The organism is Streptomyces odonnellii (assembly GCF_000981895.1).
Taxonomy (GTDB): domain Bacteria; phylum Actinomycetota; class Actinomycetes; order Streptomycetales; family Streptomycetaceae; genus Streptomyces; species Streptomyces odonnellii.
Window position 1 is genome coordinate 1 of sequence record NZ_LATD01000042.1, and the last position, 21,847, is coordinate 21,847.

17 protein-coding genes and 1 pseudogene are annotated in these 21,847 nt (G+C 70.8%); 10 read left to right on the plus strand and 8 right to left on the minus strand.

All coding sequences use genetic code 11. The features are described 5' to 3' along the window. Window positions 1-179: 179 nt before the first annotated feature. Complete coding sequence (locus WH07_RS06215) at window positions 180-989, minus strand: carbon-nitrogen family hydrolase (RefSeq protein ID WP_046496304.1); 810 nt, start codon at window positions 987-989, stop codon at window positions 180-182. Window positions 990-1,155: 166 nt separating this feature from the next. Here WH07_RS06215 and WH07_RS06220 point away from each other — a divergent pair, with 166 nt between their 5' ends. After that, window positions 1,156-1,980, plus strand: coding sequence for a maleylpyruvate isomerase family mycothiol-dependent enzyme (locus WH07_RS06220; protein ID WP_046496306.1), 825 nt, complete (start codon window positions 1,156-1,158; stop codon window positions 1,978-1,980). Between the two features lie 224 nt (window positions 1,981-2,204). Here WH07_RS06220 and WH07_RS06225 read toward each other — a convergent pair whose 3' ends face one another. Further along, window positions 2,205-3,506, minus strand: a complete 1,302-nt coding sequence (locus WH07_RS06225; RefSeq protein ID WP_046496307.1) for an MFS transporter — start codon at window positions 3,504-3,506, stop codon at window positions 2,205-2,207. Beyond that, entirely contained in the window at window positions 3,503-4,165 is a 663-nt protein-coding gene (locus tag WH07_RS06230; RefSeq protein ID WP_046496331.1) for a GntR family transcriptional regulator, read from the minus strand. The genes WH07_RS06225 and WH07_RS06230 overlap by 4 nt, the downstream gene beginning before the upstream one ends. Before the next feature lie 226 nt (window positions 4,166-4,391). Here WH07_RS06230 and WH07_RS06235 point away from each other — a divergent pair, with 226 nt between their 5' ends. From WH07_RS06235 to WH07_RS06245, 3 genes are all read left to right on the plus strand, one after another. Beyond that, window positions 4,392-5,324: a D-alanyl-D-alanine carboxypeptidase family protein gene (locus tag WH07_RS06235; protein WP_079022991.1), complete on the plus strand. Its 933-nt coding sequence runs from the start codon at window positions 4,392-4,394 to the stop codon at window positions 5,322-5,324. A 179-nt stretch (window positions 5,325-5,503) separates the two neighbouring features. Further along, complete coding sequence (locus WH07_RS06240) at window positions 5,504-7,471, plus strand: hypothetical protein (protein WP_046496309.1); 1,968 nt, start codon at window positions 5,504-5,506, stop codon at window positions 7,469-7,471. A 272-nt stretch (window positions 7,472-7,743) separates the two neighbouring features. Next, the gene (locus tag WH07_RS06245) at window positions 7,744-8,496 is read left to right on the plus strand and encodes an MBL fold metallo-hydrolase (RefSeq protein ID WP_046496311.1); all 753 of its coding nucleotides are present in this window, start codon (window positions 7,744-7,746) and stop codon (window positions 8,494-8,496) included. A gap of 206 nt (window positions 8,497-8,702) precedes the next feature. On the opposite strand, the gene WH07_RS06250 is transcribed toward WH07_RS06245, so the two are convergent. Next, the gene (locus WH07_RS06250; RefSeq protein ID WP_408645810.1) at window positions 8,703-9,377 is read right to left on the minus strand and encodes a TetR/AcrR family transcriptional regulator; all 675 of its coding nucleotides are present in this window, start codon (window positions 9,375-9,377) and stop codon (window positions 8,703-8,705) included. Window positions 9,378-9,524: 147 nt separating this feature from the next. On the opposite strand from WH07_RS06250, the gene WH07_RS06255 reads away from it, so the two are divergent. Beyond that, complete coding sequence (locus tag WH07_RS06255) at window positions 9,525-10,457, plus strand: SDR family oxidoreductase (RefSeq protein WP_046496313.1); 933 nt, start codon at window positions 9,525-9,527, stop codon at window positions 10,455-10,457. A gap of 182 nt (window positions 10,458-10,639) precedes the next feature. Here WH07_RS06255 and WH07_RS06260 read toward each other — a convergent pair whose 3' ends face one another. The 3 genes from WH07_RS06260 to pdhA are packed head-to-tail and all read right to left on the minus strand — an operon-like array spanning window position 10,640 to window position 14,390. After that, window positions 10,640-12,199: a dihydrolipoamide acetyltransferase family protein gene (locus WH07_RS06260; protein WP_046496315.1), complete on the minus strand. Its 1,560-nt coding sequence runs from the start codon at window positions 12,197-12,199 to the stop codon at window positions 10,640-10,642. 14 nt (window positions 12,200-12,213) lie between these two features. Beyond that, on the minus strand, window positions 12,214-13,194 hold the full coding sequence (locus WH07_RS06265; protein ID WP_046496317.1) for an alpha-ketoacid dehydrogenase subunit beta: 981 nt from the start codon (window positions 13,192-13,194) through the stop codon (window positions 12,214-12,216). Between the two features lie 2 nt (window positions 13,195-13,196). Next, complete coding sequence (pdhA, locus tag WH07_RS06270) at window positions 13,197-14,390, minus strand: pyruvate dehydrogenase (acetyl-transferring) E1 component subunit alpha (protein WP_046496319.1); 1,194 nt, start codon at window positions 14,388-14,390, stop codon at window positions 13,197-13,199. 333 nt (window positions 14,391-14,723) lie between these two features. On the opposite strand from pdhA, the gene WH07_RS06275 reads away from it, so the two are divergent. From WH07_RS06275 to WH07_RS06285, 3 genes are all read left to right on the plus strand, one after another. Next, entirely contained in the window at window positions 14,724-15,383 is a 660-nt protein-coding gene (locus WH07_RS06275; RefSeq protein ID WP_046496321.1) for a response regulator, read from the plus strand. Between the two features lie 131 nt (window positions 15,384-15,514). After that, window positions 15,515-15,940 carry a pyridoxamine 5'-phosphate oxidase family protein gene (locus tag WH07_RS06280; protein ID WP_046496323.1) on the plus strand — a complete coding sequence of 142 codons (426 nt, stop codon included), beginning with the start codon at window positions 15,515-15,517 and terminating at the stop codon, window positions 15,938-15,940. Between the two features lie 255 nt (window positions 15,941-16,195). Next, window positions 16,196-17,236, plus strand: a complete 1,041-nt coding sequence (locus WH07_RS06285) for a phosphotransferase (protein WP_046496338.1) — start codon at window positions 16,196-16,198, stop codon at window positions 17,234-17,236. A 271-nt stretch (window positions 17,237-17,507) separates the two neighbouring features. Here WH07_RS06285 and WH07_RS06290 read toward each other — a convergent pair whose 3' ends face one another. After that, window positions 17,508-19,106 (minus strand): protein kinase domain-containing protein, encoded by a 1,599-nt coding sequence (locus WH07_RS06290; protein ID WP_046496325.1) that lies wholly within the window; start codon window positions 19,104-19,106, stop codon window positions 17,508-17,510. 399 nt (window positions 19,107-19,505) lie between these two features. Between WH07_RS06290 and WH07_RS06295 the strand changes: the two genes are divergently transcribed. Continuing rightward, the gene (locus WH07_RS06295; RefSeq protein ID WP_046496326.1) at window positions 19,506-21,221 is read left to right on the plus strand and encodes a protein kinase domain-containing protein; all 1,716 of its coding nucleotides are present in this window, start codon (window positions 19,506-19,508) and stop codon (window positions 21,219-21,221) included. 223 nt (window positions 21,222-21,444) lie between these two features. Continuing rightward, window positions 21,445-21,847: pseudogene (locus tag WH07_RS06300) on the plus strand (hypothetical protein); the annotation flags it as partial.

Consider the following 21,847-nt stretch of genomic DNA (forward strand, 5'->3'; position numbering starts at 1 on the left):
GGCGAAGGCGGCGGGCGACGCGGAGGTCTGGCTGCACGCCGGGTCGAGCGGGGGCGGGTGTCGCGTCGGTCATGGGGACAAGGGTGCCATCCCCGCATGAAGGCCTCATCACGGCCGTACGAAGCGCGCTGCACCAGGCACGCTGTACTACGGAGGTGTACTGCGGACGTCCGCTCGCTTCAGCGGTGGGCCGGGGTGTCCAGGCCCAGGCGGCGGTCCTTCAGTGCCGGGAACTGCTCGCGGGTCCGATCGACCACGTCCAGATCCAGGTCGACCGTGAGGATCTCCTCGTCCGCGCCCGCCTCCGCCAGCACCTCGCCCCACGGGTCGACCACGATGCTGTGCCCCGACTGCTCGACCCCGGCGTGCGTACCGGCGGTTGCGCAGGCCAGTACGTACGACTGGTTCTCCACCGCGCGCGCCTGCGCCAGCAGCGTCCAGTGCGCGCGCCGGCGCTCGGGCCAGCCGGCCGGTACGACGAGGAGCCGGGCGCCCGCGTCGACCAGCCCGCGGAACAGTTCGGGGAAGCGGAGGTCGTAGCAGGTGGCGAGGCCCAGCACGGTCTCGCGCCCCTCGCCCGAGAGCGGCACGGTGACCAGTTCCTCGCCCGCGCTCATCAGCGTCGCCTCGCCCCTGTCGAAGCCGAAGCGGTGGATCTTGCGGTACGTACGGACCAGCTCACCGGCGGGGGAGAAGACCAGCGAGGTGTTGTAGAACGCGCCGTCCGCGTCCCGCTCCACGATGGACCCGGCGTGCAGCCAGACCTCCGCGTCGCCCGCCGCCTTCGCCATCGCCTCGAAGGTCGGCCCGTCCACCGCCTCCGCCTCCTCGGCGAAGGCCTCGAACGCGAACGCCCCGACCGGCCACAGCTCCGGCAGCACCACCAGATCGGCGCCGGCCTGCTCCCGCACCAGGGCGGCCGCGCGGCGCCTGCGTGAGTCGACCGATTCGTGCGGGTCTACTGCGATCTGGATGAGCGAGGCGCGCACAGTACCACCGTCCTGGCATTCGACCCGTCAACACGGGCCTACGATCGTCACACGAAAGCACTGCCGGGGTGCCATCGAGCAGCGTAACTTAGCTGCCGAACCTCCCACGCAGCCCGCAGCCAGCCAGCAAGCCAGCCCGCGTACCGCAGAACCGCCGAGGGGTCCCGTGACCGTCCATCCCAGCCTTCAAAACTACGCCGATGCCTGGACCCATTCCATCGAGGCCATAGCCGAGCTGGTGCAGCCGCTCGTCGAGGGCGAATGGAGTTGGCGCACGCCGTGTCCAGGCTGGTCCGTACGGGACATCGTCTCGCATGTCATCGGCATGGAGTGCGAGATGCTCGGGGACCCGCGGCCCATCCACTCCCTGCCGCGCGATCTCTACCATGTGCAGAGTGAGTTCGCCCGCTACATGGAGATGCAGGTCGATGTGCGGCGGCACCACACCGCTCCGGAGATGACCGCGGAGCTGGAGTACACGATCATCCGCCGCAACCGGCAGCTCAGGAACGAGAACCGGTCGCCCGACGCGATGGTCCGGGCGCCCCTGGGCAAGGAGCAGACGCTCGAAACGGCCATGCGGGCGCGGGCGTTCGATGTCTGGGTGCATGAGCAGGATCTGCGGACGACGCTGAACAAGCCGGGCAATCTCGACTCCCCCGGCGCGCTGGTCACCCGTGACGCGCTGCTGGCCGCGCTGCCGAAGGTGGTCGCCAAGGACGCGGGCGCGCCGCCGAACTCGGCGATGGTGATCGATGTGAGCGGTCCGGTGGAGTTCCTGCGGACGGTCCGGGTGAGCGCGGACGGCCGCGGTTCGATCGACGGCTCGCCCTCGCTCGGCCCGCTGGTGACGCTGGCGATGGACTGGGAGACGTACTTCCGGCTGGCGTGCGGCCGGGTGCGGCCCGCGGCGGTCGCGGACCGGATCAAGATCGACGGCGATGACGAGCTGGCGGCGGCGATCCTGCGCGAGTTCGCGGTGACGCGGTAGGCCGCTGGGCCGGGGACCGGCAGGCGCACGCCCGGCCGCCGTGTGAGGCGGGGGAGGCGGCACGGCCGTCCGCGACCGTCCGTACGTACGGGCCCGCACGCCGTACGTCCTGGCGCGCCGCACGATCCGGATCCGCCCCCTGCCCGCGTCGTACCGTACGGCGCACCGGCGTACCGGCCCGCAAGCACCCTCAGGCACCCTCGGCGCCCTGACGCGGTTGCGTGCTACGCGGGTACGTGCACGGCCTCCACCCGACTCGCCACCAGGCGGTCCCGCTCCCGGCGGACCGTGCGCGCCCGCAGCCGCAGGATCTGCGCGATCCCGAGCGCTTCGAGGACGAAGACGGACGAGAACGCGATCCGGTAGTTCCCCTCGGTCAGGTCCAGCAGGAGGCCGACCGCGAAGAGCGTCGTCATCGAGGCGGTGAAACCGCCCATGTTGACGATTCCGGAGGCCGTGCCCTGACGTTCCGGCGGGTTCGCGGGTCTGGCGAAGTCGAAGCCGATCATCGAGGCGGGTCCGCAGGCGCCGAGGACCGCGCAGAGCGTGATCAGCAGGCCCATGGGCGCGTGGTCGCCGGGGTACGCGATCGTCGCGGCCCAGACCAGCGCCGTCGCTCCGACCGTGGCCAGGGCGAGCGGGGCCCTGGCCCGGTGGTGGCGGGCGATGACCTGCCCGTACACCAGCCCGACGCCCATGTTGGAGAGGACGACGAGGGTGAGCAGCTCACCCGCGACGGCCCGGGACAGCCCCTGCGCCTCGACCAGGAAGGGCATGCCCCACAGCAGCAGGAAGATCATCGCCGGGAACTGGGTGGTGAAATGCACCCACAGCCCGAGCCGGGTGCCCGGCTCGCGCCAGGACTCGGCGATCTGCCGCCGGACATAGGCACCGCCCGCGTGCTCGGCGGGCGGTGGCTCATGGCCTTCCGGGTGGTCCTTGAGGAAGAGCAGCAGCAGTACGAGGACGAGGACACCGGCGAGCGCGCTGCCCGCGAAGGTGGTGGTCCAGCCGAGGCCGTGCAGGGCGCGGGAGATGACGATGGTGGAGACGAGATTGCCCGCCACTCCGAAGAGCGCGGCGACCTGGGCGATCAACGGTCCGCGGCGGACCGGGAACCAGCGGCTGCCGAGCCGCAGCACGCTGATGAAGGTCATCGCGTCGCCGCAGCCGAGCAGGGCGCGGGCGGCGAGGGCCATGCCGTACGAGGGGGCGAGCGCGAAGCCGAGCTGTCCGGCGGTGAACAGCGCCACGCCGATGGTCAGCACCTTCTTGGTGCCGAGCCGGTCGACCATCAGGCCGACGGGTATCTGCATGCCCGCGTAGACCAGCAACTGGAGTATGGAGAAGGTCGACAGCTCGGAGGCGTTGACGCCGAAACGGTCGGCGGCGTCCAGTCCGGCCACGCCCAGGCTGGTACGGAAGGTGACGGCGACGAAGTAGACCGAGACGCCGATGCCCCAGACCCAGGCGGCGCGGCGGCCGCCGGGCGGGTCGCCGGGCAGGGTGGCGGAGGGCGTGCTCACCGGGCCTCACCCCTGACCAGCACCTTGACCCGGCTGATGTGGCGGCGCAGACAGGCGGCGGCGCCGTCGGCGTCGCCGGTCCTGATGGCTTCGAGCAGTTCGGCGTGTTCGGTGATGTTCTTGGCGATACGGTCCGGATGCGCCTCCATGACGGCGACGCCCATGCGCAACTGACGGTCCCTGAGCTGGTCGTACAGCCGCGAGAGGATCTGGTTGCCGGCGTGGCGGACGATCTCGGCGTGGAAGGAGCGGTCGGTCGCGGCGACGGCGGCGAGGTCCCCGTCCACGGCGCGCTGCCGCTGCTCGTCGACCAGTTCCTCCAGCCGCCCGATCAGCCGGGCGGACGCCGGCACGGCCTTGCGTACGGCGAACTCCTCGACCAGCAGGCGGGTCTCGACGACATCGGCGATCTCCTGGGCGGAGACGGCGAGGACGAGGGCGCCCTTCTTGGGGTAGAGCTTGATCAGCCCCTCGACCTCCAGCTTGAGGAGCGCCTCGCGCACGGGTGTCCGGGACACCCCGACGGCCTCGGCCAACTCCCCTTCTGTGAGCAGGGTGCCGCCTTCGTAGCGGCGGTCGAGCACGGCTTCCTTGATATGGCTGTAGACACGGTCTGCGGCGGGCGGTCGCTTCTCGGGAGCGGCAGCGGCGGATGGCATGCGCACAGCATAGATACAAGAGGGATGCACGGATACGCACGTCCGGGATACGGACGGCGGCCGTTCCGGGACCACTTGGGGGCGCACTCGCTCACATTTCCGCCACACAATCGCGCGCCCGCGTGCATCCATTCGGGGGGCTCGGACGTCTCATCAGAGGACCCCTTTCACAAGATGGCCCCTTTCTGGCGCATTTCAACGCATTCGCGGATTCGGAGCGTTTCCTTTGATTTCCAGTCTCCCGGGCGCACGCCGGGGCGCCGTGGTCGCCCTGGTCGCCGGCGCGCTGCTGTCCGTCTCGTCCCTGGGCGCGACGGCGCAGGCCGCCACCGCGCCGGCCATCAGCGGCAAGGGCGGGTTCGTGCTCAACAACGCCACAAGCGCGACGGTGTACGGCAAGGCCGCCGACACCCGGCGCCAGATGGCCAGTACGACGAAGATCATGACGGCCGCGGTGGTGCTCAGCGTCAAGGGCGTCGACCTGAACCGCAAGGTGACCGTCAAGCAGGGCTACCGCGACTATGTCGCCAAGCAGGGCGCGAGCACCGCGGATCTGCGGACCGGTGACAAGCTCACCGTCCGCCAGTTGCTGTACGGGACGATGCTGCCCTCCGGCTGCGACGCCGCGTACGCCCTCGCCGACACCTTCGGCAGCGGCTCGACGGCCGCCGCGCGCACCAAGTCGTTCATCGCGAAGATGAACGCGAAGGCCACCGAACTCAAGCTCAAGAACACCAAGTTCGATTCCTTCGACGGCATCTCGCCGAGCGGGAACAACTACACCACCCCGCGCGACCTGGCGAAGATCGCCCAGTACGCGATGAAGAACCCGAACTTCCGGGCGGTCGTCAAGGCCACCTCGTACAAGACCACCGCGCCCACCAGCAACGGCGGCAAGCGCACGTACACCTGGTACAACACCAACAAGCTCCTCGGCTCGTACAAGGGCGCCATCGGCATCAAGACCGGTACGGGCACCGCCGCGGGGCCCTGCCTGGTCTTCGCCGCCACGCGCGGCACCAAGACGCTCGTCGGAGTCGTCCTGAACGGCTCGGACCGCTACAAGGACGCGGCCAAGCTGCTCGACTACGGCTTCGGCTCGTCGACGGCCAAGACCATGAAGCTGCGGACGCTTCCGGCGGACGCTCAGCGCGACTGATCCCACGGCACGACTCACACGGCGCTGACTCACACGGCGCGACTGATCACATCGGTCACGCCGGTCACACCCGGTCCGGGTTGTCCACAGGCGGCAAAGGGCCTGTCCGAGGGATGACCTAGTCTGCGAACACCTGTCCGGACCAACGGGCAGGCCTCATCTGGGGGGTACGAACCATCGTGCGTACGCGCACTCTTCCGGCCGCGACAGCGCTCGCGGTCCTCTTCAGCTCGGCCGCGCTGGTCGCGGGCACGGCCGGGCCGGCCGCCGCCGACTCCAGCAAGGTCCTGCCGGTGCAGTCGGCCGGCGACATCGTCGTGGACGGTGTGCACAAGAAGGTCTTCGTCAGCGACCCGACCAGCGACAAGATCGTCGCCACGGACTACACGGGCACGGTCCTGGGCACCGTCACGGGCCTGCCCGGCGTGCACGGGCTGGCCCTGTCGCCGGACTCGGGACAGCTCTACGCGGCGGTCACGGGCGAAGACCGGATCGTGTCGGTGGACACCGGTACGTACGAGGCGACGACGAGTTACGCCCTGGACGGCGCCGACGCCCCGGCCGACCTCGAGGTCGTGGACGGCCGCATCTGGTTCGGCTACGGCGCGAACCTCGGGTCTCTCGACATCTCCGGCGCCGAGCCGGTCGTCAAGCTCCGCCAGCGGTCGGACGTCGACGTCGACGGCACGGTGCTCCTCGGCGCCGACCCGGCCGTGCCGGGCGTCCTGGCGGTCGGGGGCAGCAACGCGCTCGGTGTGTACGACGTCTCGGCGGAGGGCGCCACGCTCCGCGGTGAGACCCGTATGGAGAACACCGTCAAGCAGATCGATCTGACGCCGGACGGGACCAAGGTCCTCACCTCGTGGAACGACGCGAGCCCCTACGGCCTGGCCGCGTACTCCGCCACCGATCTCACGCCACTCGGCGGCTACCCGACCGGTGCCTACCCGAACGCCGTGGCCATCGCCCCCGACGGCACCATCGCGGGCGGCAGCGACTCGTCGTACGACCCCGACGTCCACATCTTCAAGCCGGGCTCGACCAAGCCGGTGCGGCAGTACGACTTCCCCAACACCGGTAACACCAGCGGCGCCGACCTCCTCGCGCCCGGCGCCCTGGCCTGGGCGCCGGACGGCAGCCGGGTGTTCGCGGTGTCCAGCAACAGCCTGGGCACCTACTCCCTGCGTGTCCTGACCGACCCGGCCAAGTCGCTCCCGACGCTGACGGTCACCGCGCCCGCCTCCGCCACGCGCGCCAAGGCGCTCACCGTCAAGGGCAAGCTCACGGCGTCCGTACCGCTCCCGGCCGGGACGCCGCTGACCGTCACACGTACCGACCTGGACTCGCCGAGCGGCAAGTCCCTCGGTACGAAGACGCTCGGCGCGGGCGGCGCGTTCTCCTTCACGGACACCCCGCCGGCCGGCGGCAAGGTCACCTACAAGGTGTCGTACGCGGGCAGCGCCACGCACGCCGCCGCCTCCGGGTCGGCCTCGGTCAATGTCTCCAGGTCCACGCCCGCGCTCACGCTGACCCGGAATCTCAACGTCTTCCTGTACGGCCAGGACCCCAAATTCCTGGCGCACCTCGGCACCACGTACAAGAACCGGACCGTCGAGATCTGGGCGGACCCGTACGGCGCCGACAAGCCGAAGAAGCTGCTCAAGCGGGGCACGGTGAACTCGAAGGGCGATATCTCGGCGGTCCTGGACATGACCCGCGACACCGTGGTCACCGCGGTGTTCACGGGCGACGCCCGGTACGCGCCGAGGACGGTCAAGTCGACCGTCTACACCAAGGTGAACGTCTCCACGACGGTCTCCCGCCACTACAAGACGGGCAAGATCGGCTCCACGACGTACTACTACTTCCACAAGAAGACGAACCCGCTCTTCAACTCGGCCATGACGTACTACCCGGGCCGGTCGCAGCGGTTCGCGATGGAGGTCTACTACGCCGGGAAGTGGTACAGGGTCGGCGAGGAGTACTTCAGGCTGGGGACGGACGGCCGCTCCCTGGTGGAGCTGGTCGGCGGTCGGGAGACCGGGGTCCGTGCCCGGATGGTCTCGTCGTACATCGACACGACGTCCGGCGACAACGTGAACTACACGACGCACGGCGCCTGGAAGTACTTCATCTTCACCGCCTGAGCCTGAGCCCGTGTCCATAGGGCTCTGAGCGAGCGCTGTCCGTGGGGCCGTGCCGGAGATCAACACTCCGGCACGGCCCCTCGGCGTGCGGCCCCCGTGCCGGCGGGCCCGCCGGAGGCCCGTCAGCGGGTCCACAGGCGCTTCCCACCCCCTGAGGACCGGGGCACGGGCGGTGCGGTTAGATTGCTCCCGGCCAAGGCAGTGCGGCGGCGGCCGCAGCGACCGGTCCGCGTACGGGCCCGGTCCTGGACGCTCTCGGGATTGCGCGTGCCATGCGAGAAAACACGCTCGTTGAAGTGACGGACGGGGTTCACCTGGTCCACGGCAGCAACACCAACTGGGTCGTGCTCAGCGAAGGCGACGCGGTCACGCTGATCGACTGCGGCTACCCGGGCGACCGCGGACTCCTCCTGGAGTCGCTGGCGGAACTCGGTCACGCTCCCGAGGCGATCACCGCCGTCCTCATCACGCACGCGCACAACGACCACATCGGCTCGGCCGAACACCTCAGCAGTACGTTCGGCACGCCCGTCTATCTGCACGAGGCCGAAGTCCCGCACGCCCGGCGCGAGTTCCTGCACCAGGTGAGCGTCGGCACGGTGCTGCTCAACGGCTGGCGCCCCGGCGTCCTGCCATGGGCCGTGCACGCCATCCGCTCCGGCGGCACGGCGGACTCACGCATCACGGACCCGCGGCCGTTCCCGGCCCCGGCCGGTCCGCTCGACCTGCCCGGGCGCCCGGTGCCCGTCCACACCCCTGGCCACACCGCGGGACACTGCGCGTACGCCCTGCCGCGGGCCGGGATCCTCATCTCCGGGGACGCGCTTGTCAGCGGGCATCCGACCTCGCGCGCGAAGGGTCCGCAACTGCTCCCCGCCATGTTCGACACGGAACGCCGGCGGGCGCTCGCCACGCTCGACATCCTGGAGAAGACCGGCGGCGACACGCTTCTCCCGGGCCACGGCCCGCTCCACCGCGGCTCCGTGGAGGCAGCGGCCCGCCAGGCCCGCGACCTGGCGTCCTGAGCCCCGGGTCACGCGCGCGGGCGGGTACGGACGCCGGGCCGCCGCCTCGCGTCGCCGCCTCGGCCTGAGGCACGGCACCGTAAGGCCCGGCACCGTAGGCCCGGCGCCGTAGGGCCCGAGGCGCAAGGCCCGCCTCCGTAAGGCCCAGCACCGTAGGGCCCCCCGCGCAGGGCGCGTCCGTACGGGGCGCGTCGCCGCGAGGCGCCTCAGCGTGCGGCCCTTGTCAGCAGGCCCGTGAGCAGGACCTCGAACATCTCGCGCAGCGTCGTGGTGAAGTCGAGCCGCATGGCCGCCAGCGAGGGGTCGGCCTCGTACGCCTCCAGCATCGCGGCCGAGGGCTGCGCGTGGACCCAGACCGCGCCGGTCGTCAGCAGGACGGCGCCGCCGAACCGTACCGCGTCGTGCTCGGTCAGCTCGGGCAGACGGGCGCGCAACAGCCCGGTCAGGACGCCGATCTGGGCGATGGCGGCGCGCTTGTACCCCGCGGCGACCTGGGGCGAGACATTGCGTTCGAGCACCGCGGCCTGCGCGCCGACCAGGTCGCACAGGACCGGGCGGTCCGCGAGCGAGGCGGCGAGCGCCGCGGCGAGCTGGTCACCGCGCTCGGGGAGCGGGGCGTCGGCGTCCACCGCGCCGGTGAGCACCTCGTCGAGGTCGGCCAGCCACTCGCTCATCGCGGCGTCGAGCAGTTCCAGCAGCACGGCCTCACGCGACTCGAAGTAGCGCAGCACATTGGACTTGGCGAGGCAGACGCGCCGGCTCAGCTCGTTGAGGCTCACCTGCGCCACCGGCATCTCGGTGAGCATCGCGGCGGCCGTGTCGAGGATCGCCTGTCTGCGCACGGCGCGCTGCTCGTCACTGCGGGCGCGCTGGAAGGGCATGGTCATGGCCATAGCTTACAGACCCCCCGGTCTATTGCTATCGGACCGTCGGTCTGCTAGCTTGATTCACAACAGACCGCCGGTCTTCTAGAGGTTCCGGCCTCCTGCTCCCTTCATGTCCTGACCCTCCACGTCCAAGGAGCCACCATGTATGCCGTCCCCGACCAGACCGGGAAGTCCGTCGTCGTCACCGGTGCCAACAGCGGCACGGGCAAGGAGGCCGTGCGCCGGCTGGCAGGCGCGGGGGCGCGGGTCGTGATGGCCGTACGTACCGTCGCCAAGGGCGAGCAGGCCCGCGACGAGATCCTGGCCGAGCACCCGGGCGCGCAGCTTGAGATCCGCCGGATCGATCTGGCCGATCTGGCGTCGGTGAAGGAGTTCGCCGACGGGCTGCTCGCCGACGGCACCCCGCTCGACCTGCTGGTCAACAACGCCGGGGTGATGGCGCCGCCCACCCGGCTGACCACCGCCGACGGATTCGAACTGCAGATGGGCAGCAACTACCTCGGCCCGTTCGCCCTGACGATCCGGCTGCTTCCGCTGCTGCTCACCGCGCCGGCGCCGCGGGTGGCGACCATGAGCAGCGGTACGGCCAACTACGGCCGGATCCACTTCGACGACCTCCAGTGGGAGCGCCGCCGCTACAGCCCCAGCCTGTCGTACGCGCAGTCCAAGCTGGCGGATCTGATGCTGACGAGGCAGCTCGCCGCGGTCGCCGCCGAGCGCGGCTGGCCGCTGCTGAGCACGGCCGCGCACCCGGGGTACACCCGGACGAACCTCCAGACGGCGGGCGCGAGCCTCGGCAGCGGCAAGCCGCCGTTGAGCGCCAGGATGCTGACGTCGATGGACTTCCTGCCCTCGCAGGCGCCCGAGCAGGGGACGGAGCCGCTGCTCCACGCCGCGACCAGCCCGGACGCGGTCGCGGGCGGGTACTACGGCCCGGGCGGGCGCTTCGGCCTGGTCGGCCCCACCACCACCGCCCGGATCACCCGCCGGGCCCTGGACCCCGCGGCCAACGCCCGCCTGTGGACCGAGTCGGAACACCTGACGGGCGTGGGCCTGCTGTCAACGGTGGGCTGACGGAAAGGCACATCTGTACGGACCGGCGCGGGAGCTGGACCGCGCCCGGCCTTCGCCCGGCGGGAACTCCCGCGCTCGGAGGCCGCGTTCCTGATCAGCGCGAAGCCCGGCCCCGGAACCCTGTGCGCGGGTTCCGGGGCCGGGCGGTGGTGTGCGCGGGGACCGGGTCGGTACGGACCCGGTCAGGACCAGGTGATCAGACGCTTCGGCGATTCCAGGATCGCCGCTGTGTCCGCCAGGACCTTCGAGCCCAGTTCGCCGTCGACCAGCCGGTGGTCGAAGGAGAGGGCCAGGGTGGTGACCTGGCGGGGCTTGACCTTGTCCTTGTGGACCCAGGGCTGGAGCTTGATCGCGCCGACCGCCAGGATCGCGGACTCGCCCGGGTTGAGGATGGGCGTACCGGTGTCGACGCCGAAGACGCCGACGTTGGTGATGGTGACCGTGCCGCCCTGCATGGCCGCCGGGGTGGTCCTGCCCTCGCGGGCCGTGCCGACCAGGTCGCTGAGGGCGGCGGCCAGCTGGGGCAGGGTCTTGTCGTGGGCGTCCTTGATGTTCGGAACGATCAGACCGCGCGGGGTGGCGGCCGCGATGCCCAGGTTGACGTAGTGCTTGACCACGATCTCCTGGTTCGCCTCGTCCCAGGCCGCGTTGATCCCCGGGTTGCGCTTGATGGCGACCAGGAGGGCCTTGGCGATGAGGAGCAGCGGGTTGACGCGCAGGCCCGCCATGTCCTTGTCGGACTTCAGCTCCTCGACCAGCTTCATCGTGCGCGTCACGTCGACGGTGATGAACTCCGTGACATGCGGCGCGGTGAACGCGCTGCCCACCATGGCCGCCGCCGTGGCCTTCCGTACCCCCTTGATGGGGATACGGGTCTCCCGGCCGGGACCGGCCTGCGCCGCCACCGGTGCCGCGGACGCCACGGGTGCCACAGGCACCACGGACGGCGCGGTCACCGGCTCGGGCGAAGCCGCGGGGGCCGGGGCGACCGCCGAGGTGGCCGCCACGGCCGCCGCCGCTGCCGGGGCCGCCGCCGCGTAGACGTCCTCGCGGCTGATGACCCCGCCGGGGCCCGTCGGGGTGATCGTCGCCAGGTCCACGCCGAGGTCCTTGGCGAGCTTGCGCACCGGCGGCTTGGCGAGCGGACGCGCGGGGGCGGGTACCTCAGGCGCGGGTGCCGCAGCAGGTGCCGCGGCAGGGGCCGCCCCGTTCATCTCCGCCTGGATCGCGGCGGCCGCGGTCCGGGCCACCTCCCCCGCCTCCGCCGCCGTGGCCTGCTCGGGTACGGACGTACCCCGGCGCGGGCGCCGCTTCGTCGGCGCGTCGGCCACTCCGTACCCGACGAGCACCGGCTGACGGCCCTTCGGCTCGTCGGCCGCCTTCGGTTCCGGAGCCGGTACGGAAGCGGACGGCGCGGCCTCACCGGCGGACGGCTCAGCCGCCGCCCCGCTCCCCGGCGCCACATCCACGGTGATGATGGACACGCCGACATCGACCGTCGTGCCCTCCCCGAACCGCAGCTCGTGCACCACCCCGTCGTACGGAATCGGCAGCTCGACAGCCGCCTTCGCCGTCTCGACCTCGCACACCACCTGGCCGTCGGTCACCGTGTCGCCCGGCTGTACGTACCACTTGAGGATCTCGGCCTCGGTCAGGCCCTCGCCCACATCGGGCATCCTGAACTCGCGGTAGCGGTCCGGGGAGCCGGCGGCCGATGGGCCGGTGGAAGTGTCAGCAGTCATGGTCACGGCACTCCTCAGTACGCGAGCGAGCGGTCGACGGCGTCGAGCACCCGGTCCAGGCCCGGGAGGTACTCGTCCTCCAGCCGCGCCGGCGGATACGGCGAGTGGTAGCCGCCGACCCGGATCACCGGCGCCTCAAGATGGTAGAAGCACCGCTCCGTGACGCGGGCGGCGATCTCCGCGCCCGAGCCGAAGAAGACCGGTGCCTCGTGCACCACGACCAGCCGGCGCGTCTTCTCCGCCGACGCCTGGATCGTCTCGAAGTCGAGCGGGGACATCGAGCGGAGATCGAGGACCTCCAGCGACCTGCCCTCCTCCTCGGCCGCCGCGGCGGCTTCGAGGCAGACCTTCACCATCGGACCGTACGCCGCGAGCGTGAGGTCCGAGCCCTCCCGCGCCACCCGCGCCCGGTGCAGCGGGCCCGGGATGGCCTCGGTGTTGACCTCGCCCTTGTCCCAGTAGCGCCGCTTCGGCTCGAAGAAGATCACCGGATCATCGCTCTGGATGGCCTGCTGCATCATCCAGTACGCGTCCGACGCCGTCGACGGCGAGACGATCTTCAGCCCCGCCACATGCGCGAACAGCGCCTCGGGCGACTCGCTGTGGTGTTCGACCGCGCCGATGCCGCCGCCGTACGGAATCCGGATCACGACCGGCATCTTGATCTTGCCCAGAGCGCGGGCGTGCATCTTGGCGAGCTGGGTGACGATCTGGTCGTACGCCGGGAAGACGAAACCGTCGAACTGGATCTCCGCCACCGGCCGGTACCCGCGCAGCGCGAGACCGATGGCCGTGCCGATGATGCCCGACTCGGCGAGCGGGGTGTCGATGACCCGGTCCTCGCCGAAGTCCTTCTGGAGCCCGTCCGTGACCCGGAAGACACCGCCGAGCTTGCCGACGTCCTCGCCCATGATCAGGACCTTGGGGTCGGTGTCGAGAGCCTTGCGGAGCGACTCGTTGATGGCCTTGGCGATCGGCAGCTTCTGTACGGTCATGATCACTTGCTCCCCTCGGCGGCGGAGGCGGTCCCGGTGGTGTCGGTGTCCACGAAGGACGCCTGGTACGCGGCGAACTGCGCGCGCTCCTCGTCCACAAGCGTGTGCCCGTCCGCGTAGACATGGTCGAAGATCGCCATCGGATCCGGGTCGGGCATCGCTCGCACCACCTCTCTCACACGCTTGCCCAGCGCCTCGCTCTCCTCGTCCAGCGCCGCGAAGAACGCCTCGTCGGCGTGGCCCTCGCGCTCCAGACAGCGGCGCAGCCGCAGGATCGGGTCCTTGGCCTCCCAGGCCTCGCGCTCCTCGTCCGCGCGGTACTTGGTCGGGTCGTCGGAGGTGGTGTGCGCGCCCATCCGGTACGTGAACGCCTCCACCAGCGTGGGCCCCTCGCCGCGGCGGGCCCGCTCCAGCGCGGAGCGCGTCACGGCCAGACAGGCGAGTACGTCATTGCCGTCGACCCGGATGCCCGGGAAGCCGTACCCCTGCGCGCGCTGGTAGAGCGGCACCCGGGTCTGCTTCTCGGTGGGCTCGGAGATCGCCCACTGGTTGTTCTGGCAGAAGAACACGACCGGCGCGTTGTAGACCGCGGAGAAGGTGAACGACTCGGCGACATCGCCCTGGCTGGAGGCGCCGTCCCCGAAGTACGCGATGACGGCGGAGTCCGCGCCGTCCTTGGCGACACCCATGGCATAGCCGGTGGCGTGCAGCGTCTGCGAGCCGATCACGATCGTGTAGAGGTGGAAATTGTTGCTGTTGGGGTCCCAGCCGCCGTGGTTCACGCCACGGAACATGCCCAGCAGATTGGTCGGGTCGACGCCCCGGCACCAGGCCACACCGTGCTCACGGTAGGTCGGGAAGACGTAGTCGTCGTCGCGCAGCGCGCGCCCCGAGCCGATCTGCGCGGCCTCCTGGCCCAGCAGTGATGCCCACAGTCCCAGCTCGCCCTGGCGCTGGAGCGCCGTGGCCTCGGCGTCGAAGCGGCGGGTCAGGACCATGTCCCGGTACAGCCCGCGCAGTTCGTCCGGGGTCGGGTCGATCCGGTACTCCGGGTGCTCGACCCGCTCGCCCTCCGGGCTCAGCAACTGTACGAGCTGGGGGTCGGAACTCTGTGGCTGCGGCGTCCTCTTCGCGCTGGCGCGCTTGGTGCCGCTGCTGCGTCGCGGTTTGCGCGCGGCAGTGCTCTCCACGGTCACGTGCGTGCTCCTCCGTCTGTCCGGCCCCCGGGATCCGCCGGGAACCAGTGCGGCTCGCCTGTTCTCGCCGTGGGCACGGGGTGGGTGCCCCTCGGTCGGAACAGGCGTGACAGGTGCCCCGGCGAGCGCTCTGTCACAGGCACGTTACCCAGTGGGCAGCATTACTGCGAAACCCCATCTGACCTGCAATTTTGCTTGGATTTCCAAGTAAATCGGCAAAGTCTGGAATACCACTGGTCACAGCCTCGCAGGCCGCCGGAACAACGGCACGTTATCCCGCTGATCCGAACCAGGGAAGGGCAGGGATGAGGCGAGTGTGTGAGACTGAATTCTGTGCAGCAAGAAGGAAAAATTACGGTATTTCTGGTCGATGACCATGAAGTCGTACGGCGGGGTGTCTACGAGCTTCTGTCCGTCGAGGACGACATCGAGGTCGTAGGCGAAGCGGGCACGGCCGCCGACGCGATGGCCAGGATTCCGGCGACGCACCCCGATGTGGCCGTGCTGGACGTACGGCTGCCCGACGGCAGCGGCGTGGAGGTCTGCCGCGAGATACGTTCGCAGGACGAGAACGTCAAGTGCCTGATGCTCACCTCCTTCGCCGACGACGAGGCGCTCTTCGACGCGATCATGGCCGGGGCCTCGGGTTATGTGCTGAAAGCGATCCGCGGGAACGAACTGCTCACGGCGGTACGGGATGTCGCCGCGGGCCGTTCGCTGCTCGACCCGGTGGCCACGGCCCGGGTGCTGGAGCGGCTGCGCAGCGGTACGGGACCCAAGGACGACGACAAGCTGGCCGCGCTGACGGACCAGGAGCGCAAGATCCTGGATCTGATCGGCGAGGGCATGACCAACCGGGCCATCGGCGAGCGGCTGCATCTCGCGGAGAAGACGATCAAGAACTATGTCTCCAGCCTGCTCTCCAAGCTGGGCATGGAGCGGCGGTCGCAGGCGGCGGCGTACGTGGCCCGGCTGAAGGCCGAAAAGGGCTGAGCCGTACGGCCCGGGCGCGTCGCGGGACCCTCGTACCGCGGCGGGACCTGTCCCAACCGGGACCAACGTCCCTCTGTTGAAGGGCCGCGTCCTCTGTTGACGGGGTGGGTTCGTGACGGAGAGTGGACAACATGTCCACCGAGGAACTCCGCGCCATAGAGCTGCTCAACCGCGTCTCGTACGGACGGGTCGCGACGAGCATGCGGGCCCTGCCGTTCGTGGCCCCGGCCCGCCATGTGGTGACCGGCGGCTCGGTCCTGCTGCGGATGCACGCCGGCCACGGCTATCACCGGGCGTGCGGCGGCGGAGTGGTGGCGTACGGCGCGGACAACTTCGCCAGCGAGGAGAGCGAAGAGACCGACCGGTGGTCGGTGCAGTTCACCGGTACGGCCGAGATCATCCAGCCGACCGCTCCGGAGCTGGCGCTGTTCGGTAATGGCCCGCGCCGGGTGGACGGAGAACCGTTCGATCCGGTCTATATGCGGCTTGTGCCGCAGTTTGTAACCGTACACACACTCGACTACTCCCGAGAGCGACCAAGCAGATACGCTGCGTGATCTAACATCTGACAAGTGCCGCGCTCATATGAAATCGCTACGCCTGCCGCGCCTGCCGTGATCCCCCAGCCCGTCGTCGGCCGTGCCGGCCGCGCCAGACCCGTTCCGATCCGTACCGATCTCTCCGGGCGCTCCGCCGCCCCCACGAGCCCCGCGATCCCCGCGGCCCGCACCGGCCAGGCCGCTCGGACCCGCCATGCCGCCGAGACCGGTCACGCCGCTCAGGCCGGTCACACGGCGCCTCCCGTCCGCGCGCTGCTGCGCCGCTACCGGAACGCGGGCGAGCCGCTGTCCTGCGAGCCCGTCGCCCAGGGCCTCCTCAACCGCGGGTACCGGCTCTTCACCACACACGGCACCTACTTCCTGAAACACCATCTCGACGGCGACCACCAGCTCATCGCCCGTCAGCACCGCGCCACCCAACGCCTCCAGGCGCTCGGCGTGCCCGTCGCGCCGCCCGTGGAGAGCGCCGACGGCGACACCGTCGCGGTGATCGAGGGCCGCTGCTACGCGCTGCACCCCTGGGTCGAGGGGCGCCACCGCGACGGCTCGCAGCTCACGGCCGCCGAGTCACGGCGCCTCGGCGGACTCCTCGGGCGGGTGCACACCTGTCTGGAGCGGGTGATGCGGCGGGACTCCGCACCGCCGCTGCACGAGGGCCCCTACCACGAGAACCGGTACGACGAGAGCCTCGACCAGGGCATTTTTGACCGGAGCAGCCATGACAGCCCGGACCCGGCCGACACCTTCGAGCTGATCGACGAGCTGCTGGCCCTGGCCCGTGGCCGTACCCCCGGCGACCCCTTCGACGCCCTCGCCGAGCACCGGCTCGTGGAGCGCCGCGCCCTGCTGGAACAACATGCCCACCGCAGACCGGCCCCGGGCGCCGAGCCGGCCACGGGCTGGGTGCACGGCGACTTCCACCCGCTGAATCTGCTCTACCGGGGCGGCGAGCCGGCCGCGATCGTCGACTGGGACCGGCTCGGCGTCCAGCCACGGGCCGAGGAGGCCGTACGGGCCGCGGCGATCTTCTTCGTACGCCCGACCGGCGAGCTGGAGCTGCCGAAGGTACGGGCGTACGCGCGCGCCTACCGCCGCGCGGCCGGGGCCGCCGCCTCCGAACTGGCCGCGGCCGTGCACCGGGTGTGGTGGGAGCGGCTCAACGACTTCTGGGTGCTGCGCTGGCGCTATCAGCTTGACGACCGGCGGGCCGACCCGCTGTTCGCCGCGGTGTCGGCCCTCGCGGTGTGGTGGACGCGGGAGTACGAGGCGGTCTGCGAGGCATTCTCGGACTGAGCGCGTGGCCGGGCCTCGGGCCGACGGCTTGAGCAGTGCGGGCCCGGCCCGGCCCGGGACCTCGGCCCGGCGGCCGAAAAGCGGGGACGGCGTCCGGGTAGCGAGCCCGGCCGGAGGGCTGCCCCGGCGGCACGGAGCGGGACGGCCGCCGCCCGCTCCACGGAACGGGACGGTTGACGGTTGCCTCCGCCCCACAAAAAACCCGGCCGGAGCGCCGTGAAGCGCTCCGGCCGGGTCCGTCCTGTCGGTCCTTGTCGGTCCGTCCTTTCGGTCAGCCGCCGGTGACCAGGCCGTCGGAGCCGCTCGCGGTACCGCCCTGGCCGCTGCTGGTCCCCGGTGGCGTCTCCCCGGTGCCTCCGTCGGCGCTGCCGGTGTCCGGCTCCGACGCCGTCGGATCGCTCGACGGTTCGCCGGTGGTCCCGCCGTCGCTCGTACCGCCGCCGCCGTCCGACGTGCCCGTGTCGTCGCTGGAGGTCGGCGTCGGTGACGACTTCTCGGTCTCACTGGGCGTCTCGGACGGCCGCTCGTCGGCCGGCGGCCAGTTGGAGTTGTCGCTGCCCCCCGACGAGTCGTCCGTCTGCTCGGTCTCGCTCGGCTCGTCGGACGGCGTCGACTCGTCGCTGCTCGGCGTCTCCTGGCTCGTCGTGACCGTCGGCTTGTCCGAGGTGCCCTTCTGATCCGTACCGTTCATGCTGTTCACCGCGTACGCCACACCCGCCACGACCGCGATCACCGCGAGCGCGACGAAGAGCCACATCTTGCTGCCGCCACCGCCGCCACCGCCTCCGTGGTACGCGCCGTCGTGCGGATTTCCCGGCGGCAGGATCGGGCTCTGCGAGGTGTCGCCGTGCGGCGGATGGCCCATCGCGGTCGTCGCGGCCATGCCCATCGCCGGGGTGCCGCCGCCGAAATGGGCGTCGAACGTGCCGGTGTTCCAGGTGCCCGTGTGGCTGCCCTGCTGCTGGAGCATCTGCAGGCCGTACTGGACCAGTCCGCGCATCTCCTCGGCGCTCTGGAACCGGTCGTCCGGCTCCTTCGCCAGCGAGCGCATGACCAGACCGTCCAGCTCCGGCGGCGCCACGTCCGAGACCTCGGAGGGCGGCACCGGAATGTCCTGAACGTGCTGATAGACCACGGAGAGCGGGGTCTCACCGGTGAACGGGGGCCGCAGCGCGAGGAGTTCGTAGAGCAGACAGCCCGTGGCGTACAGGTCGCTGCGGTGGTCGACGGCCTTGCCGAGCGCCTGCTCGGGGGAGAGGTACTGGGGCGTGCCCATGACCATGCCGGTCTGGGTCATCGTCGACTGCGCGCCGTGCAGGGCGCGCGCGATACCGAAGTCCATCACCTTGACCGCGCCGGCGTCGGTGATGATCACGTTGGCGGGCTTGATGTCCCGATGCACGATGCCGTGCTGGTGCGAGTACGCCAGCGCCTCCAGCACACCGGAGACGATGATCAGCGCCTGCTCGGGCGGCGGCGCCTCCGCGTTGACCAGCAGATCGCGGATGGTGCGGCCCTCGACCAGCTCCATCACGATGTACGGCACGGTCTGCCCGTTGACCGTGTCCTCGCCGGAGTCGTACACCGCCACCACCGCGTGGTGGTTGAGCCCGGCGACCGACTGTGCCTCGCGGGTGAACCGGGCCTTGGAGACCGGGTCCTCCGCGAGATCGGCGCGGAGCAGCTTGACCGCCACGGTGCGCCCGAGCCGTACGTCCTCCGCCGCGAACACCTCGGCCATGCCGCCACGGCCGAGACGGTGGGTCATCCGGTAGCGGCCGTCGCCGACCAGCCCTCCGACCAGGCCGCCATCGCCCCAGGAGTCCGCGGCGTCCGACACTCCGCCGCCTGCTTCGGGTTCGGGTGCCATCAGTCCTCGCCGTCGTTTCCGTCCGCTTCACGACCGCGTACGCGGTCCGCGGTATGTACGTGTTTCAGGGATGGGTTTCTCAGAGGTGGCTGTGCCACATCACGCTACAGCCTCCGTATGACACACCGGTCCACGGTGGACCGGCCATGAAACCCGGCGACCAGATACCTACGCAAATTCCCTGCACGCACCACGTCCTCCAGGCCTTCGTTCCATGCTTTTCCTGTAACGCTTCCGAGACGCTTGTTGTGCGTACGGTCACGGAACGGGCACCCGGCTTGACGTGTCACTGCCCTGGGGCAGACTTGGCGCGTAATAACGGGATCACCGCGTGAGCACCATCGCGTCCAGGACCGCAGGACCGGACCGCGCCGGCGCGCCGAGGGGGGAAGCACAGTCATGAGCCAGCACGGCGCACAGGGACGCTACGCCGGCGGTTCGGTCGCGGGCGGCCGGTACCAGCTTCGCGACCTGCTCGGCGAGGGCGGCATGGCGTCCGTGTACCTCGCGTACGACTCGGCGCTGGACCGTCAGGTCGCCATCAAGACCCTGCACACGGAGCTGGGGCGCGAGCAGTCCTTCCGCGAGCGCTTCCGGCGCGAGGCGCAGGCCGTCGCCAAGCTGTCGCACACCAATATCGTCTCGGTCTTCGACACGGGCGAGGACACGTTGCAGGAGAGCGGCTCCGCCGCGGGTTCCGGCGCGCTCATGCCGTACATCGTCATGGAGTACGTCGAGGGGCAGCCGCTCGGCTCCGTGCTCCAGCGGGACATCACCCAGTACGGCGCGATGCCCGCGGACAAGGCGCTCAAGGTGACGGCCGATGTGCTGGCCGCGCTGGAGACCAGCCATGAGATGGGCCTGGTCCACCGGGACATCAAGCCGGGCAATGTGATGATGACCAAGCGCGGCGTCGTCAAGGTGATGGACTTCGGCATCGCGCGCGCCATGCAGTCGGGGGTCACCTCGATGACCCAGACCGGCATGGTCGTCGGCACCCCCCAGTACCTCTCGCCCGAGCAGGCCCTCGGGCGTGCCGTGGACGCCCGCTCCGACCTCTACTCGGTCGGCATCATGCTCTTCCAGCTCCTGACGGGCCGGCTGCCGTTCGACGCGGACTCCCCGCTGGCGATCGCGTACGCGCACGTACAGGAGGAGCCGGTCGCTCCGTCCAGCATCAACCGCTCGGTCACCCCGGCGATGGACGCGCTCGTCGCGCGGGCGCTGAAGAAGAACCCGAACGAGCGTTTCCCGAGCGCGGCGGCGATGCGCGACGAGTGCGCACGGGTGCTGACGGCGGGCCAGACGGGCGCTCCGGTGATCGTGCCGGGCGCTCCGCAGAACAGCGGTTCCGGTGTGGGCTCGGCGGTCTTCCCGCCGGTGGGCCAGTCGGGACAGGCGCCGTCGGCGCAGGGGGTGCAGACGCCGTACAGCCCGGGATCGTACGGTCCGCCGACCCCGACCCCGACCCCGGCGCCTCCGGGAGCCGGGTACGGCTATCCGCAGCAGGCCCCGGCGGCGTACCAGGCTCCCCAGCAGCCGATGCCGCCGACGCCGCAGCCGTACGGGATGTCGCCGCAGCCCGCGACGGCGCCCGGTGGCGGGCGTGGGGGCCATGGCGCTCACGGCGGAGGGCACGGCGGTGGGCACGGCGGTGGCGGCAGGCGGAACATGCCGGTCATCGTGGGGTCGATAGCGGTCGCGATTCTGGCCATCGGCGGGCTGATAGCGGCGCTCTCGTTCAACCAGGACGACCCGGGCAACGGTGGCACGGCCGACCCGTCGAACAGCGAATCCTCGTACTCGTCGGGCTCGTCGGGCGGCCACCGCGACCCGGAGCGCAACCGGACGATCGACGCGACGGAGTGCTCGGACGCCGCGGAGGACGGGCTCGATCCGTCCAAGGTGACGGCCCCCGACCTGCGCTACAAGGACATCCTGTCGGTGAAGGACTGTCTGCGTGAGGCGGGCTGGACCTGGGCGGCGGTGAAGTCGGAGGACGACGGCTCGCAGGCGCAGGACATCGTGATCGACCAGTACCCGCGGCCGGGCGCGGCCATCCTGCCCAGGGGCCAGGAGTTCGAGCTGACGGTCTCGACGGGGAACGCGGGGTAGTCCGGGGCGCCCCTCTTTCCGGGGCGTGGGCGCTTTCGGCGCGTCGCTGCTTTCGGCGCGTGGCTGCTTTCGGCGCGTGGGTGCTTTCGGGGCGTGGGTGCTTTCGGGGCGTGGGTGCTTTCGGGGCGTGCCCGGTACTGAGGCTTGGCGGCACCGAAAGCTGGCGGTACCCGGATGAACCTCCCGAGATGCCGGTTTTGTCATAACATGTGACGCTGAGTCGGTGACTCCTACGCTCCGCACCCCCTGCGCGCTCGCGGTCGCGTCGCTGCTGATGACCGCACCTGTCGCATACGCCGAGGAGTCAGTCCCACCCCCAGCCCGTCCGACGGTGGCCCCCGAGTTCGATCTCACCCTGGCGGGCCGTCCGGCCGGCGAGGGACGCCCGAGACCCGGCAGACCCGAGGAGCCCGACGCCGGAAATCCGCGCGCGGACGCCGATACGGACATGGGCGGGGACCCGGAGGGGGACCGCGAGCCGGACTGGGGCGACTCGGGCACGGCCGAAGAGCCGGGCCGGGACGCCGGGGCCGATCCGGAGACGGACGCGGGCATCGGCCCTGAGGAGGAGGCGGTTCCGGGCCCTTCCGAGCACCCGGCGCACCCCGCCCACCGTCCCCCGAAGG

What these genes read in the sequence shown, in the direction of transcription:
- WH07_RS06250 (WP_408645810.1), bottom strand. Translation starts at nt 9,377, where the DNA reads ATGCCCTTCCAGCGCGCCCGCAGTGACGAGCAGCGCGCCGTGCGCAGA.
- WH07_RS06295 (WP_046496326.1), top strand. Translation starts at nt 19,506, where the DNA reads ATGAGCCAGCACGGCGCACAGGGACGCTACGCCGGCGGTTCGGTCGCG.
- WH07_RS06290 (WP_046496325.1), bottom strand. Translation starts at nt 19,106, where the DNA reads ATGGCACCCGAACCCGAAGCAGGCGGCGGAGTGTCGGACGCCGCGGAC.
- WH07_RS06255 (WP_046496313.1), top strand. Translation starts at nt 9,525, where the DNA reads ATGTATGCCGTCCCCGACCAGACCGGGAAGTCCGTCGTCGTCACCGGT.
- WH07_RS06260 (WP_046496315.1), bottom strand. Translation starts at nt 12,199, where the DNA reads ATGACTGCTGACACTTCCACCGGCCCATCGGCCGCCGGCTCCCCGGAC.
- WH07_RS06245 (WP_046496311.1), top strand. Translation starts at nt 7,744, where the DNA reads ATGCGAGAAAACACGCTCGTTGAAGTGACGGACGGGGTTCACCTGGTC.
- WH07_RS06265 (WP_046496317.1), bottom strand. Translation starts at nt 13,194, where the DNA reads ATGACCGTACAGAAGCTGCCGATCGCCAAGGCCATCAACGAGTCGCTC.
- WH07_RS06230 (WP_046496331.1), bottom strand. Translation starts at nt 4,165, where the DNA reads ATGCCATCCGCCGCTGCCGCTCCCGAGAAGCGACCGCCCGCCGCAGAC.
- WH07_RS06280 (WP_046496323.1), top strand. Translation starts at nt 15,515, where the DNA reads ATGTCCACCGAGGAACTCCGCGCCATAGAGCTGCTCAACCGCGTCTCG.